This is a genomic window from Pantoea sp. S61 (assembly GCF_016625145.1).
In the GTDB taxonomy this organism is placed as follows: Bacteria; Pseudomonadota; Gammaproteobacteria; order Enterobacterales; family Enterobacteriaceae; genus Pantoea; species Pantoea rwandensis_B.
This window is the reverse complement of the sequence record NZ_JACVUO010000050.1, coordinates 1-2,351: the sequence shown is the minus strand read 5'-3', so window position 1 is coordinate 2,351 and position 2,351 is coordinate 1. Positions and strand designations below refer to the sequence as shown.

Genomic DNA, 2,351 nt, shown 5'->3' with positions numbered 1-2,351 from the left:
GATAATACCGCACCATACAAATTCATTGAGTTGTGGCAGATAATATTGACCAGGAACAACACCATCAGAATGGGTCCGAGCCAGCCAGTGGCGTGGCGCACTGACATCATGGCATCACTGGTTGGTGCGATATTGACCGCCATCATGCCGAAAATAAAGGCCAGAATAGTCCCGCCACAGGCACCCAGGTAGGTGGCAATAAACGGGCGTGCAATACCGACATTGGCGGGCAGATAGCGCGAATAGTCAGAGGTATAGGGCGAGAAACTGATTTGCCATACCGCTCCGATACAGAAGGTGCCGAACCAGCCTGCGGCACTCATGCTGCCACGAGACCAAAAATCTGCCGGCAAGGGTTGTGACACCATCAATGCCAGGCCCAAAATCAGCGCCGCACCCATAATCCATGCACCGACTTTGTTGATGCGATGGATAAAATGGTAACCAACGATACCAATGGCGGTGGCAAGAATGGCGCCAATAACCGTGGCACTGCTTACCGGCATCGATGGGAAGACGTTGTTGATGACTTTACCGGATAGCGAAATATTCGATATAAAGAACCCGAGATAAATCACCGTCGTAAAGCTAATCACCAGCAGCGAGCCGTAACGACCAAACTGAGCACGGCTCTGCACCATTTGTGGAATGCCGACTTTCGGCCCTTGCGCAGAGGTTAACGCAAGGAAGATCCCGCCAAACAGATGACCGGCAATAATCGCGGTTAACGCGGAAATAACATTCAGATGAAACGTTTCGGTGGCAATCGCGCCGCTGACGACCGCCAACGGTGCAATATTGGTACAGAACCACAAGGTAAATAAACTGTGCGATTTACCGTGGCGTTCCGATTCCGGAACATAATCCACCGACTTATTTTCTATAATTTGACTCTGACGTGGTTGTGTATTCACCGTACCCTCCAATTCTCAAAGTGGGATTGTTTTTAATGTGGGTAAAACCTTCCTCGCGAAAAAAAGCCACAGCCATCCCGACGAATGCATTTTCGTCTTCTTATTAAAGAATTGGCGGTAAGACTCCCGGTGCTAATTAATGCTTAACAACTGTACAAGTAACGGTCGTCATAAATAACGACACTGAAAATTCCAACGTTATTTCTGGTAGAGTGTTGCATTGATAAATGCAAACCAGATTCCCGCAAGGTGCGCATGTCAGCGCACCTTAACCCATCAGCGCATAATAAAGGGATCGCTAATCGGCTCATCGCTGGTGCGCAGCCACACCGTTTTGGTGGTGGTGTATTCCAACGCGGCGTCTATGCCACCTTCACGACCGAAACCGGACTTACCGTAGCCGCCAAAGGGCGCCAGCGGTGAAACCACGCGATAGGTGTTCAGCCACACCACGCCGCTGCGCAACTTACGCGTGACACGATGGGCGCGTGTCAGGTTCTGAGTAAATACGCCTGCCGCCAGACCATACTCTGTGCCGTTGGCTAAACGAATCGCTTCGGCTTCATCTTTAAAGGTCAGCACCGACAAGACCGGACCAAAAAGCTCCTGCACCACGCTTTCTGCATTTGGCACCGCACTGCAATCCAAAATGGTGGGTGGGAAATAGAATCCCGGTCTGTCAATCGGCTGATTGCCGATCACCAGACGCGCACCCTGCTCAATACTGCGGCTCACGACCTGCTCGATATTGCTTTTCTGCCGCTCGGTACAAAGTGGACCAAACTGCGTCTCCTGCTGTTGCGGGCAACCAATCACAATACCGCGCACTTTACTGGTGAGTTTTTCAATAAAGGTATCTTTAATCTGTTCATCCACCAGCAGACGCGAGCCCGCGACACAGCTTTGTCCTGAGGCAGAGAAGATGGCGGCCACCTGCGCATTGGCTGCACTTTCCAAATCGGCATCGGCAAACACGATAAACGGTGACTTGCCACCTAATTCCAGCGAGGTGCTGGCGAGGTTTTCCGCGCTGTTGCGAATGATGTGACGTGCAGTATCTGCACCGCCAGTAAAGGCGATGTGATCGACCTGCGCATGCTGGGTCAGCACTGTGCCACAGCCTTCCGCGAAGCCGGTGATCACATTTATGACGCCCGCAGGGAAACCGGCCTCATGCACCAGTTCAGCAAACCCCAGCAGCGGCGTCGGTGCAACTTCAGCCGCCTTCACCACCACCGTACAGCCGGCCGCAATCGCCGGGCCGATTTTCACCGCGGAGAGAAACAGCTGGCTGTTCCAGGGAATAATCGCGGCAACCACACCTACCGGCTCACGCTTAATCCAGGTTTCCATGTCGGCTTTGTCGATGCTGAGCGTGGCGCCGTCCATCTTGTCGGCCAGCCCGGCATAGAAGCGATAGTATTCCGCCACGTAAGC

The 2,351-nt window shown here is 52.8% G+C and carries 2 protein-coding genes; both read right to left on the bottom strand.

Translation table 11 applies throughout. The features are described 5' to 3' along the window. The coding region (locus tag IAE30_RS29795) for a cytosine permease (protein ID WP_200681628.1) at positions 1-914 on the bottom strand (914 nt) is incomplete at its 3' end. A gap of 276 nt (positions 915-1,190) precedes the next feature. Beyond that, on the bottom strand, positions 1,191-2,351 hold a 1,161-nt coding region (locus tag IAE30_RS29790), incomplete at its 5' end, for an aldehyde dehydrogenase family protein (protein WP_200681625.1).